The organism is Phyllobacterium sp. 22229 (assembly GCF_052056495.1).
GTDB lineage: Bacteria > Pseudomonadota > Alphaproteobacteria > Rhizobiales > Rhizobiaceae > Phyllobacterium > Phyllobacterium myrsinacearum.
Genome location: NZ_JBQEPA010000035.1, coordinates 1 through 12,557 on the forward strand (window position 1 = coordinate 1; position 12,557 = coordinate 12,557).

At 55.3% G+C, this 12,557-nt stretch carries 12 protein-coding genes; 4 read left to right on the forward strand and 8 right to left on the reverse strand.

The window, feature by feature from the left end:
* Positions 1-159 precede the first annotated feature (159 nt).
* From repB to ACTJJ7_RS26805, 5 genes are all read right to left on the reverse strand, one after another.
* Positions 160-1,140, reverse strand: a complete 981-nt coding sequence (repB, locus tag ACTJJ7_RS26785; RefSeq protein WP_105738241.1) for a plasmid partitioning protein RepB — start codon at positions 1,138-1,140, stop codon at positions 160-162.
* Positions 1,141-1,215: 75 nt separating this feature from the next.
* Positions 1,216-2,421: a plasmid partitioning protein RepA gene (gene repA / locus ACTJJ7_RS26790; protein ID WP_105738242.1), complete on the reverse strand. Its 1,206-nt coding sequence runs from the start codon at positions 2,419-2,421 to the stop codon at positions 1,216-1,218.
* Between the two features lie 725 nt (positions 2,422-3,146).
* Positions 3,147-5,123 (reverse strand): relaxase/mobilization nuclease domain-containing protein, encoded by a 1,977-nt coding sequence (locus ACTJJ7_RS26795; protein WP_440969379.1) that lies wholly within the window; start codon positions 5,121-5,123, stop codon positions 3,147-3,149.
* A gap of 77 nt (positions 5,124-5,200) precedes the next feature.
* Positions 5,201-5,473, reverse strand: coding sequence for a hypothetical protein (locus tag ACTJJ7_RS26800; protein WP_130273097.1), 273 nt, complete (start codon positions 5,471-5,473; stop codon positions 5,201-5,203).
* A 313-nt stretch (positions 5,474-5,786) separates the two neighbouring features.
* Complete coding sequence (locus ACTJJ7_RS26805) at positions 5,787-5,921, reverse strand: hypothetical protein (protein ID WP_280952438.1); 135 nt, start codon at positions 5,919-5,921, stop codon at positions 5,787-5,789.
* Between the two features lie 127 nt (positions 5,922-6,048).
* Here ACTJJ7_RS26805 and ACTJJ7_RS26810 point away from each other — a divergent pair, with 127 nt between their 5' ends.
* Positions 6,049-6,372, forward strand: a complete 324-nt coding sequence (locus ACTJJ7_RS26810; RefSeq protein WP_105738244.1) for a helix-turn-helix domain-containing protein — start codon at positions 6,049-6,051, stop codon at positions 6,370-6,372.
* Between the two features lie 96 nt (positions 6,373-6,468).
* Here ACTJJ7_RS26810 and ACTJJ7_RS26815 read toward each other — a convergent pair whose 3' ends face one another.
* Complete coding sequence (locus ACTJJ7_RS26815; protein WP_105738245.1) at positions 6,469-6,708, reverse strand: hypothetical protein; 240 nt, start codon at positions 6,706-6,708, stop codon at positions 6,469-6,471.
* Between the two features lie 395 nt (positions 6,709-7,103).
* Between ACTJJ7_RS26815 and ACTJJ7_RS26820 the strand changes: the two genes are divergently transcribed.
* The 3 genes from ACTJJ7_RS26820 to ACTJJ7_RS26830 all read left to right on the forward strand — a co-directional run bounded on the left by ACTJJ7_RS26820 (position 7,104) and on the right by ACTJJ7_RS26830 (position 9,900).
* Complete coding sequence (locus ACTJJ7_RS26820) at positions 7,104-7,826, forward strand: winged helix-turn-helix transcriptional regulator (RefSeq protein WP_105738246.1); 723 nt, start codon at positions 7,104-7,106, stop codon at positions 7,824-7,826.
* 231 nt (positions 7,827-8,057) lie between these two features.
* Positions 8,058-9,314, forward strand: a complete 1,257-nt coding sequence (locus tag ACTJJ7_RS26825) for an aminotransferase class I/II-fold pyridoxal phosphate-dependent enzyme (RefSeq protein WP_440969380.1) — start codon at positions 8,058-8,060, stop codon at positions 9,312-9,314.
* A gap of 31 nt (positions 9,315-9,345) precedes the next feature.
* Entirely contained in the window at positions 9,346-9,900 is a 555-nt protein-coding gene (locus ACTJJ7_RS26830; protein ID WP_105738248.1) for a GNAT family N-acetyltransferase, read from the forward strand.
* On the opposite strand, the gene ACTJJ7_RS26835 is transcribed toward ACTJJ7_RS26830, so the two are convergent.
* Positions 9,895-11,430, reverse strand: a complete 1,536-nt coding sequence (locus tag ACTJJ7_RS26835) for a M81 family metallopeptidase (protein WP_440969381.1) — start codon at positions 11,428-11,430, stop codon at positions 9,895-9,897. The two genes, ACTJJ7_RS26830 and ACTJJ7_RS26835, sit on opposite strands and share 6 nt — an antisense overlap.
* A 31-nt stretch (positions 11,431-11,461) precedes the next feature.
* Positions 11,462-12,529, reverse strand: coding sequence for an ABC transporter substrate-binding protein (locus tag ACTJJ7_RS26840; protein WP_105738250.1), 1,068 nt, complete (start codon positions 12,527-12,529; stop codon positions 11,462-11,464).
* Positions 12,530-12,557: the final 28 nt, after the last annotated feature.

The window sequence follows — 12,557 nt, forward strand, 5'->3', positions numbered from 1 at the left end:
CAATAGGCAAAAGAAATCCATCCGCCCAAACGACGCCAATTCTGCTTGACACTGATTCCCGGAAATGCGATTCTCGACCTGCTAAGAATACGAGAGAGGCCTTCCCAGACAGAGATGTTTAGGTGGGCTTTTTTCTTGTGCGGTTTCTAGTCTCCGTTTCTACTTCCTTGACTGTTTGAACGTCTCATACAGACGATCCAAATTGTTCGAAATCCATTCACCGAATGGTTTCGCTTCCTTATCTGTCAGGTCGAGCGAGAAACCCTTAGGTCTTGGCTTACTCGTCACGCTGACCAACTTGTCATCAGGAATCCAGATCCCTTGATCAACCACACGCTTGGGCGTTTTCTGCTTTTTTGATGCCTTGATGTGATTGAGAAGGAGGTTAAAGCCCTCTTGGGTGCCGACTTTGAAGTCCTTGGATCCAATAAACTCGATTGCCTTGGCTGCATTGCCTGTAATCTGTACGAGCTTCTTCAGCTCCTCCCAGCGGTCCCGACCGACGCCCTTTGCGGCACCTACGGCTTCCAAGACAATCGCTGGCACTGTGTCGACGACAGAGATCATTCTGGATAGAAGGGTGTCATCAATAGTCAGAGCGGACTTGACCGTCTCCTTTGTCATCCCACTATCCATGAGTTTGCGCGCAAATAATGCTTTCTCGATGAAGGAAAGGTCTGCTCTCGCGGTATTTTCCTGGCCTTGTGCGAGCACATGTTCGATATCAGCCAGCGGCTTTATGATCGCACGAACTTTGAATCCGAGCTCTCTTGCAACTTTTGCCCGTCTGTGACCGAACACGATCATATACCGTCTGGGATCATCCGGATGAGGACGCACCAGAATAGGCGTGGACTGTCCCGAGTGGCGAATTGCTTCCCTCAATTCCAGATATGCATCATCGTCCTCCCCAATTCGATCGGCGATGAAGGAACCATCGAGGTCGCTGGGATCAAGGGAAACGACAGTTTCGCCGTCCAGCATCCGAATAGAATTTTCAGCAAGTTCATCAAGTGACTGCATCATTGAGCGGGACGCGCCACGCTTGGCATATTCGGATCGGGCCCCCGATGGTGAATGCGCCTGTTGGTCCTCGGCCAAGGAGGCGGTTATGCTTGCTAAAAGGTCCTTTCTAGCCATCATTACCTCCACAAATCGACCCTAGCGTCTTGAAATAACGTGCAAAATTGACGTTCTGCACGGCTGTCAAAATCATCACTTGCGCCCCCATGCCTTGTGAACCAGGGAAACGATCTCGGAATTGACCAGATTCAGGCTTTCTATTGCGCGCTCGTAGGTTGAACGCGTGAACTGGCTCTTTTCGACTTCATAAAGGGTCTGCTTGGTAATCCCCGCATCCGCAACGGCGGTGGACTTCAGCATTTGGCTTTTGAGCATCCGTTTGTTGAAAAGGGCCTGCAGAAAACCAACCATCTGGGCCTGCGGCCCGTCTGTTGGCTCATAGCGGGTCACAAGATAGCGAAACCATTTCAGCCTAACGGCAGCGCCCGCGCCCTTGATTGACTGAAGTATTCCGCCCAGCATCAACAGAAACTGCGACATTGACATCACGTCAAGCATCTGAGGGTGCACGGTGATCAAAACAGAAGTTGACGCCGTAAGCGATGTCAGCGTCAGATATCCGAGCTGCGGTGGGCAATCAATGACAACGACATCATAGCGATCATCAACCTCTTTCAACGCCGAAGAAATGCGGGTGAAAAAAAGCCTTCCCTCCGGTGAACTCTTATTTGAGGCCGCCAGAGGAGTCTCATATTCATACTCCTGCAATTCCAGATTTGCTGGAACGATATCCAAGCCCGGAAAATTGGTAGGTCGAATGATGTCCCGGATCGATTTTCTATGTTCGTCGTAGCGCAGTGCTTCGTACAATGACGGATTTTTATCCAGTTCAGGTTGTATCCCATGCAAAGCTGATAATGACGCTTGCGGATCAAGGTCGATTGCCAAGACACGGTGTCCGGTCAATGCGAGATACTGAGCGAGATGCGCAGCGGTGGTGGTTTTGCCGGAACCACCTTTGAAATTCACCACCGAAATCACCTGAAGCGCTTCGCCGTGCCGACGATACGGGACATAGCGTTTAAAGTCCGAGCGGCCATGCTTGTCGAGATACTGCCTCAGCTCAAGCATCTGCTGGGCTGTATACGAGCGCCGGCCAGACCCGGACACTTCAGGAGCGGGGCCCTTCCCCTCCAAATGCAGTTTCTTGATATGGTTTTGTGTTACACCAAGAAATTCAGCAACTTCTGCAGAAGAAAATTGTCGTAGGCTTTTAAGCGCATTAGGAGGATACTGCTCCAGACGCAACATGTTCAATTTATCCGAGATGAGCTCTCCTTGTTCGAGAATCTCCTCATCAAAATCGAATTGAATTTCGTGATCTGGCTGCAAGTTCATATTTGGTAGTTTCCGGAATAACGCTTTTCTCAAGCGATGTGCTCATGAAGTGTGATTAATGCCCGATTCGGAAATAACAGCAAGATTTTTTTGGTTAACAATACCTTAACAATCATATTGCGTTATTTGATTATGCTGCGCGTCACCTCATCAAATCGAATGAAACATCGGCGGCTCCACCCATTTGATCCTCCCTTAACACATTGGTACAGTTTGATTTTTTCACATTCTGCACGGCTGTCAATTTCCGTGCTCGACTTCATCACATCTCATGGCATCGAGCCCGGATTCAATTGAACAACCGAAAAGCTTGAACGGCCGGCATTGAGAAATACTATTTGCACCGGCTCCATGCGACGACCGGAAACCGCAACAAGATCATAGCTCCCTTGCTCGACTGTCGGCCATGCCGAATACAGTGGATCGGTGAAGATGATGAGAACGTCTTCCCCATCCCCAATATCGTTTGATGATGACAACCAGGTTTGAATGCAAACTCCCAACGGCCAGCTCGTATTGAGCACAACCCGCAAAGGGCTGCGAGCACCCCAATTGGATCATCACCACGCATTGGCCCATTGTTCGCAATGGACGCCCCGCAATTGTGAGAGACGCAGTGCAATCCAGACGATCCGTCCTGGAGACACAAGCACCACAAACATTGTGCGTGATGCACTCGCTGACGTCGCAACACAATGTGAAAGCCCTCTCCACCAGGATGCAGGTCACCGCATGCGGCTCCTTTCCTTTGCGATCATCCGACCGTGATCCTTGTCGGGCACCATGCCTTTGAGATTTTCACCCGCATTAAATCGCTCCGACTTTGCTTTTACGTCCACGACACGGCCAATCTTCTTTGCAACGGTGTTGAGGCCTTGAAGTTCAGTGGGAAGCGCACGATGCCCGGGTAGGGTGCCAGGATCATCGCAAATCACCGATCTTCGCTCAGCTGTTCGCGCTACAGCGACTTCATTGATCCGGGCGTCCAACTGAAGGCGCGCCAATCGATTGATGACTTCTCCGGCATTGGTAAAGATCGACCGGTCAACCGGGTCCTGAATCAAAGCTGCCGTGGCGGTAATCCTTCTCGCAATGTGCTCCTTGGCGCTATCGGCCTGAGAACGAGAGAGATATACTGTCCTGGTTTCGTGGATCGCATTTCTTTCCAAGATAGGATTACGGCGGTCGTGCAGTGTGCACTCCAATCGCTGATATTCGCGTGAAAGCCCATCATGCAGTTCTTTACTCAGTTCGCGTGCGGTGCTGGGGCCATTGCGGTCTCTGCTCAATTCATCAAGCAATTCAATCACACGGATCAGATTTCTTCGCGTCGTCTCGAACCTTACCCTTGCCGCAGCAAGCCGAGGTGCCGTCGGCCGGTCAAACAACTTCATGCAGACCTTTTGCGCAAGCGTCGGCGGAGCTGCCATGCCTAGACGGCGGAATAGTTCCCATTCCCATCGCTTTATCGCCGGAGGCGCAGCGCGGTCCGTGCGCTTTTGCGGCTCCAGTTTGATGCCATGTTCGCGGGCCTTTTCGGCAAAGCAAACCCGCCAATTCGAAAAATCACGGATATTGGGATCGAGGCGTTTTCCGTGACCATCATTCATGGCAACGATGACATGAAGATGCGGATGCCGTCGCGCTTCGTTGCGGTTGTGAATTGCGTAAGCGTACCGGTGGCCGGCAAATTGGGTCTGCAGAAAAGCTGCACCTGCTTTGATGAAATTGTCGCGATCGGTGTCTGCCGGTGCCGAAATCAAAAGATGCATGAAGTCACGGCTTTGTTGACTACTCATCAAAGAGGCAATGACCGCGCTTTCCCGGCTGATCTCTCTGTGATTGTTTGTGACGACTGTACGCCGCTGAGAACCGCGTTCATACTCACCGATCTTGCCTTCTCGATATTTGATGTATGTCTTGGTCGAGATTGTAACAGCCGCCCCACGTCGTCCCATCGAACGGAGCGCGGCGCTCAGGCCCTTCCGCCCGGTGGTTGTTTCGAAACCTTTCCGCAATGCCACCACAATCCCTTCGCCACCCAGATAGCGTTCAATGTTGCGATGAATCCTTTCGCGCGCGTCTTCCGTGGGCTTCAATCTACCTTCTTTGTGCCTATCGGCCCGATCATGCTTTTCAGGGGCGATAATTATGGCAAGCGTCAACAGCATCTGGTCGCACGCCGCCGGCTCGGCGCTATATGCCAATGATCGCTCCGTATCCTGGTCATCATGTAGTCCTTCATTGCCAATGCGCATCATGGCTTTGCTGATCCTGTCGCCACTCGCATTGGTCAGTAGATAACGTAGAATGAGGATATCTTTCGAGCCGGCCCGCCCCTTGAATTCCTGGCTCCATTCTTCGATCGTTCTGTTTACGTCGGCAACTTCGTGGCCATGTTGATCGACAGCCCGCTCCTCCTTTGCCAAATAGGCAAGAACATTGCGCGCAGATCTAACACCAGCACCATAGCTGAGAACTTTCAGTACAACCGCATTGTTGCCGCGCGCACGGCTAAATGCTGTCGCCACGCCGAATCTGCGCGCCGCACGCAAGGACGACAACCCGGATACCACAAAGGGCAGGGGACGCTTGGGCGGACTGCCCCGATCATCATCCTTTTCGATATTCTCAAAATATGTCGGCAGTGCCCGATGGTCATTCAATACGGGCAAGCCGTCGGCAGATGATTTGTGTGGCATGACACTTGGCATCCTGATCTTTAACCAACGATCGCTGTGATCAACCGGTTCGAATCTGCTTGCCCACCGATCGAGTCTCACCTGAGAGCATTCACAGCTCTCACTCTTTGATCCGTTTCCAATGATCGCACCGCCAGATCGAGATGCGAAAAACTCGGATTTCCCTGCCTGGCCGAACCCGCTTCTTGAAAGTTCGCACCATGGGACTGCATCAGAAATGAGATCCAGCCCACGAGCAATAAGCGATCATCAGCCGGGAAGGTTTCAGCTTCGATGAGGCGCATAACAAAAAGCCAACTAGAGTTATATTTTATTTTTGGAGAACTGCAAGCGAAATCCATCTTGTTCATACTTTTGGATCGGCACGACCGCTGAAAACATTGTCCTGCGTTCCATCTGTCAATCACATGATCCCCGGCAAATGAGCCTGAGAAGAAGCATCCCGCAGGCCAGAGATCAGCCGGGATGCAGGCAATCGCCCCGCGGGCGAAACGGGCTTCTCAACGAGAAGTCCTATCCTGCCAAACCAAAACAAGCTGCCAACTCTCAGCACCGCTTGCAACGCACGCCGCCGACAATTCGTCAGTGCCAGAGGAGGGGAGGGGACAACCGTGAATGTCAGGCCAATGTGCTATAGATCGTAAAACGCTGACAAGAGCACAGTCACTCAAAACCGGCCCCGTCTTCAACCGCATTGTTGAGCCCGATGTGCCAGTGGATCAGTGGCAGACCACAGCCCCAGAAACTGCCGCTTCTGCCATGGGCAGCCTCGCCGCAATGGACAACGCAGATCATCATGATCTGCGCACTCTCGTGCCCTGGGTGTGATGCAGGCCCGACGGCGACCCATCATGACAGAGCGGATACAAATCCCACTAGAGTGTATGCTATACTCAGCCAGCAACAGTGATTTGAGGAAAAATGAATGCCAAAATACAGTGCCCCGCTCGAGGAAAGCGTAGAGCTGGGTATTTTTCAATTGCGGCTGGCAGCATCGCTCGCAACGCTGCGCAAACGCGAGCGTTTCAAATTGCATGAACTGGCCAGCAGGGTTGGCGTGTCCAACACCTATATGACACGTATCATGCGCGGCCGCGCTAATGTTTCCCTGGGCCTGCTTTATGCTCTATGCCGGGAGCTCGACGTACCGGTCACCGAATTGATTGGTACATGGGCGGACATGACGGTGGACAATCCGCACAGTGCGGCGACCGACGGCCATTCCGTTGCAGAAGGGAAAAAGCCATAGGTTTGCCCGCGTTTTGTCAGCTCCGACACGGGAAACAAGTGCTGGGATGAACCGAACGATCGCAACCGCCCGGCAATGATCGCAAACGACCGTTGTCTAGCCTGCATCTGAGCCAGCCGCCGCGCCGGTTTCCGCGCGAAGGCGTTCAAAGATACCAAACCAGAACCGATAGTCGGCCCTTCGACCATCGCAGCGCGCGGCAAGCGCATACCAGGCTGCTGCAACGCTGGCTCTCTTGCCGTACAGCAACCGCGTGGCTGCAATTGCCTTTTCAATGTCCCGTTCGTTCCAGATCGCCAGTTCAGGATCGGAACGCGAAGTATCGTCTTTAAGCATGGCATGTTCCCAGGTGAAGCCGGCGGGGTCAGTGTCAATTGCCGGACGTTCGTCCTCACGGACACGTGAGACACATCAGGAAAATCCCGATCTTCGTGTCGTCCCTGGCAATTGATGCACGCAACTGGCCCCATGCTTCAGCAGCACATTTCCATACTTTCATGCCTAAACATCCAAATGCTGCTCGTCAGCACAAGCAAAAGCCCCCAAGCATGGATGATATGTCCTAGCTCAAAACGACGGGCAAACGGCGGCTTTCCTTTCTCCCCCGCAACATGCGAGCAGCAAAATATAACTTCTCTTCTCACATTTGTTGTCATATTTTGTTGCAACAAAAATGACCCGCCTGTCATAAACTGCTCTGGTGAACACTGCAACCCACAAAGGAACGGAAGATGGCACCTGTAATTGTGATCTGTTCGCACGATGCCGAGTTCTTCCTCATGCTGCAGCATATATTCGAGGCAGAAGGGTTCCGCAGCGAGATTGCCCAAACGGTCGATGAGGCTGTGCGCCTGGAAGAGGCCGGCAATGTTGCTGCCATCATTCTTGACTGCGAGCAGGATTTTAAATTCGCCGCGGAAATCTGTGCAAAGTTTCGCTCCGGACAGACCGGAGGCAAAGTACCAATCATCGCCCGCGTTGTGTCCGGTTGCGACAAATCCTATATCGGCCTGCTCAAGGCCGGTGTTGATCAGGTGTTTGCACGGCCAGTTGCGCCGCAGTGGTTCTTGTCCAGCCTCCGGACCATCGTCGGTCCCGGGCGCGATTGCAATCGCCCGGGCGAGAGCAAATCACGGCTTTCCGTTGGCGGCCTGACCATATTGCCTGATAAGTTCCGCGTCCACCGGCATGATGGCAAGAGCATTCATCTCAGCCCGATTGAATTCAAGATACTTTGCGTTGTGGCGCAGTTTCCCGGCAAGATTTTCAGTCGCGAAGAATTGGTCCGCGCGGCGTGGCCGGAAAACGTCCATGTCGAACCACGCACTGTCGACGTTCATATCGGCCGGTTGCGGCGATTGCTGAAACGAGAAACCGGTATGAACCTCATCCGTACCATTCGCTCGATAGGGTATGCCTTTGTCAATGACGAAGCCTCGCGCGCGCAATCGTGAAAATGACGGGGCCTTGTTCACAATGGGCAGATTTGCAAAAATATTGACCTATACGCAAAGAATACACCTAAAAACTTCCTTTACGTGACGATATATTCTTGTAATTTCTCATAATATTTACCTATTTCCCTCTGAAATAATGTAATACTTCAGAATAACTATAGAATAACTGTGAATCTACCGTATTGAGCGACTAATATTCATTCCAAACAGCGATTTTGAGGGATCGGCATGATTGACCAGACAACCACCGCGCGCGGCGCAGGTGCGCACCGTCGCAACACGCAGAAGCTCATTGAGCATGCCGCGCCGCATTTTGCCGCCGCGCATCTTCAGGGACTGATGGCCCTTTATGCCCATCCGCGCGGCGGCCGGAGCGTCGAATTGCTCAATGCCGATAAAATGCCCTGCCGCATCGTCGATTTCGTGCGCTGCTCCTACCTTGGGCTGGACAACCATCCGCAGATCATCGCGGGCGCGGTGCGCGCGCTCGAGCAATGCGGTACGCTGCACTGGTCCTGTGCCCGCACACGTCTCAATTTTGCGCTGCTAGGGCAGTTGGAAGAAGGACTATCCGACCTCTTTTCCGCCCATGTGATTGCCTATTCGAGCGTTCTTGCGGCCAATATGGGCGCCTTGCCGCTTCTCGCGTCCGGTCATCTGACCCAGGGCATAAAACCCGTCATGGTGTTCGACCGTCTGGCGCATGCCACATTGGCGTTTCACAAAGGCACCCTGGCCGAGGAGGCGGAAGTACACACCATCGAACACAATGACCTCGACAGGCTGGACGCGATCTGTCGCCGGAACCGGTGCGTTGCCTATATATGCGATGGCATTTATTCAATGGGAGGCGCAGCGCCAATCGGTGATTTGCTCGATCTGCAAGCGCGGCAAAACCTCTTCCTATATATTGACGACGCTCACGGCATTTCACTGTTCGGCAAAGCGGGAGAAGGCTATGCCCGCTCACATATCTCCGGACCGCTCGGTGATCGGACCATCATCGCCGCGTCGCTTGGCAAGGGATTTGGAGCATCGGGCGGGATTCTGATGCTTGGTACCGCGCATCAATCCGATCTTTTCCGGCGATTTTCAGTCTCGCACGCGTTTTCCGCCTCGCCCAATCTGGCCGCCATTGGCGCTGCTCTGGCGTCGGAAGCGGTGCACAGAACTGCGGAATTGGCCGTGCTGCAAAAAAGCCAGCAGGAGCGATTGATCCAGTTCGACCAGCTCTGCCCCACGCCACTCTCCGGCACTGCCTTTCCGATCAGAACCATGATCATCGGCGACGAGCTTGCAACGATTGGCGCTGCCCGATCCATTCTCGATCAGGGCATCTACGTCTCGGCCATTTTCTTTCCAACCGTTGCCAAAGGATGCGCTGGACTGCGCATCTGTCCGACTGCCGGGCACACGCCAGCGGAAATCACGGCACTCTGCCGGTCGCTTGCCGAGGTGTGCGGCCGGCCCGCGACCGGCGCATGACAGACTGGGCGTACCCAGCGCAGGTTGACACATGACCCAGCCGCATCGTCCGGGACGGGACATTCCGCTGCTTGAAACACAACGCCTCTACATGCGGCCCGTGCGGATATCCGATGCGTCGACGCTCTATCGTCTGCACACCGATCCCCTTGTGGTTGAACTGACATCCGCCGGAACCGCCATGACACGGGCGCAATCCGACGAACGTCTGCGCCTTTATCTGAGGGAATGGCAGGAGTATGGATTTGGCTTTTTCATCGTCTACGAGAAGCAGGCAAATGGTGATCTGGTATTTGCCGGGCGCTGTGGACTGCGTAGCCTTGACCGGGACGATGTCGAACTGGGCTACTGTTTTACCATGGCCGCGTCGGGCAGGGGACTGGCGACCGAGGCAGCGCAACAGCTCGTGGATTTTGCCTTCTTTGCCTGCGGGATGAGGAGACTGGTCGGCCTTGTCCGCCCGGCCAACGCCCCATCGGTCCGCGTGTTGCACAAGATCGGCTTTGCCTATCACAGCACGGGCACCTATCGTGACGCGGTCTATCGGCGCTATGAACTGGCTGCACCACTCCCGCGCCCCTCATGAGGGTACATCCATCGGCGTGGCCAACGGAGCGTTTCTCGTAAATATTTGTGGCGTGACGACCGGTGGAGGAACATCATGCTCAGGCCAGAAAATCGCCTGGCGGTAGACGAGGGAACCCCTGGTGTAATAGCCAAGGCCCGGCGTGCGGACGAGCACAGGCTTTGCCAGTGCGGCAAAGTTCAGTTTGAAATGATATCCTGATTTCACAACGACAAAATCCTGCGCCCCGATCACCACACCCTGACTGGTGAAGACCGCAGGATCATGACTGAAGGCGGGTTTGCTGGTGACAACAAGGGAAAGACGCCCGTCGACCAGCAGCGTGGCTGTCGGACCCATTGCGCTGGGTTCGCCCCCCTGAAACGGTCCCGCAAGCACGAAGTTTCCGTCGCTGAGGTGAATGACCCTGGCGCGCACGGAAAGGGGCCGGAAACCCGGGGTTATTTTTCCGCCCAGATGCAGGGATAACTCGCTGTCGCGACCTGCGGCAAATGCCTGTGCGACAGCCTCAGGATCGGTAATGGGAATGGCGCCGCGCAACCGGCAGGGTGCATGAAGTGCGGCCGCCAATATGGCCGTACTGTCCCCCGGTGCACCGGCAAGGACGCGGTCGCCCATATCGGCAAGAACAAGGGGCCGTGCATCCGGCCGCGCTGCCGCCATCGTCAGCGCGTCACCGATGGCAACCAGTTCGTCTTGAAACCGCATGCGCTTGTGCCAGAAGGCGGCGGCCAGCGGAGCAGCGGCCCGTTCGGCGCTTACCGGATTATTGTTGGTCAGCACCAGCGCCGCCTGACCGATGCCGTGATCATCCGCGTAACGGAACACGTTGAACAGGGAAATATCCCAGATCGCCGGATCCGCCTTGGCCAGTCTCCTGGCCTCATCGTGAATCTCGAGCAGCGGCCCTGCCGCCGTTTCTGCCGCACCAGGCAGGACCATCGGCACTTTGGCCATGGCCGTTACCGGCCGCAATTCGCCCCGCAGCACAGCCAGAAGGCAGACCGCAACCTTGCTCCCGCATTCAACGACATCCGAATGTGGATTTTCCTTGCAGGCAATACACAGGTCCACCGCAGCGAGCATCTGTTGCGTCACATGGGCATGCAGATCAAGACCAATGGCGATGGTGGTGTGTTTGCCGGCCGCTTGGCGCAGGGCGGCCAGCAGATCGCCCTCCGCATCGGCAAGCTGCGTTGTGCCCATGGCGCCGTGCAATTCCAATGCAATGGCATCGGGCTTGAGACGCTGTATGTCGGCGACGAATCTGGCCTTGATCTGTTCGAAAAAGTCGTGATCGACAAGTCCGCCGGGGGCGGCGATGGCGGACAGGCTCGGCAGGATCTGCACCGCGTGCCGTTGCAGCGCCGCAATGATCCCCGCCAATGTGGTTGAGGATGAACGGGCCTGCGCGATCAGTGTTTCGCCCTCCGCCAGCTGGAAATCGCTGCCCTGGGTGAAATGCGGATTGAAGCCGTTGGATTCGTGCCAGAAGCGGCCGACCATGATGCGCGGGGATTTGTCGTTCATTGTCGCGATGTCCCGTGTTGTGCCGCAGCCCTCAGCGAATCCAGGCATTCCACCGCTCCAGCATTCTTGCCGCATGGGCATTGATCCATTGGCTATCCGGCACCACCAGATAGGTCTTGACGTCATCGGAACTGGGCATGGTGGCGCGCGCCTGCGGCGACATCAACGCGATCGCCGCCGCCGAAGGCGGTGTGCAGGACAAAGCCTCGCAGACCTTTGCCTGCGCTTCCGGCGAATTGAGCCAAAAGGCCGCCAGTTTGAGTGCATTCTCGCGGTTGGGCGCCTGTTTGAGAAGGGCGATGCGGTCGGAGACAAGAAACGATGCCTTGTAGCTCCATGCCACCGGCAGCCCCTCATTCTTCAACGCCTGCGCCCGGGAAAGCCATATCTGCCCGATGGAATAGTCACCATTGCGCATCCCCTGCACGCTTTGATCGCCCGTCTTCCACCACAGAGAAACGGCAGGGCGGATCTGATCAAGCTTGGCCAGCGCACGGTCGATATCCAGGGGAAAGAGGGCGCTGCGCGGCACGCCATCGGCAAGAAGCGCAGCGGCCATGACACGCCAGGGATCATCGAAATTGGGAAAGGCGCGCCCGCCGGGGAACCTTTGTGTGTCCCACATATCCGCCCAGGTCTCCGGCGTTGCTCCCTTGAAGGCATCGCTGCGAAAACTCAAGAGCGTGGCATTGGACAGAAGGCGAACCCCGGCGGGCGTGCACGTATCGCCCGGCAAGTCGGCACGCCCGGCAAACTGCCGGCAGAAATCGCTCAGATCCTGCGCCACCTGGCGATGTTGATCGGAACTTGCCTGAATTTCGCCCTGCATGAACAGGTCCCAGGTGACATTGTCTGCGGCAACCATGGCCGCGGCCTTGGATCGCATCTGGCTGTTGGAGCCGGCCACCGTGACAATGCGGATGCCGGTCTGCCGCGTGAAGGGATCAAACCATGCTTCGCGCAGCGCCTTTTCATAGGCGCCGCCCGTTGTCGCAACCACCACCTCATTGGCCAGGGCAGCACCGCCTGTCACGCCCAATAGCAGGCAGGCTGCCAGATTGCTGACGACGCGCCTCCTATATTTTGTTCCTGTTCGCATGGATTGTGTCTCCCGTTGATGTTTGTCT